The sequence below is a fragment of the Pseudomonas sp. SIMBA_067 genome (assembly GCF_046534675.1).
GTDB classification, from domain to species: domain Bacteria; phylum Pseudomonadota; class Gammaproteobacteria; order Pseudomonadales; family Pseudomonadaceae; genus Aquipseudomonas; species Aquipseudomonas putida.
This window is the reverse complement of the sequence record NZ_JAWRYH010000277.1, coordinates 1-281: the sequence shown is the minus strand read 5'-3', so window position 1 is coordinate 281 and position 281 is coordinate 1. Positions and strand designations below refer to the sequence as shown.

At 52.3% G+C, this 281-nt stretch carries 1 protein-coding gene; it reads left to right on the top strand.

Features of this window, described 5'->3' with window-relative positions:
• A partial coding sequence (locus tag SB765_RS29075) for an SDR family NAD(P)-dependent oxidoreductase (protein ID WP_410932412.1) occupies nucleotides 1-281 on the top strand: 281 nt, incomplete at both ends.

The window sequence follows — 281 nt, the reverse complement described above, 5'->3', positions numbered from 1 at the left end:
GCGCTGGTTACCGGCGCGAGTCGCGGCATTGGTCGTGCGATTGCAGAAACACTGGCGGCACGCGGTGCTAAAGTGGTAGGAACTGCAACCAGCCAGAGTGGCGCCGACGCCATCAGTGCTTACCTTGGCGACAAGGGCAAAGGCCTGTTACTGAATGTGACTGACGCTGACTCAATCAGCACTGTTTTAGAGAATATTCGTGCTGAATTTGGCGAAGTGGATATTTTAGTCAATAATGCAGGCATTACGCGTGATAATCTTCTCATGCGCATGAAGGACGA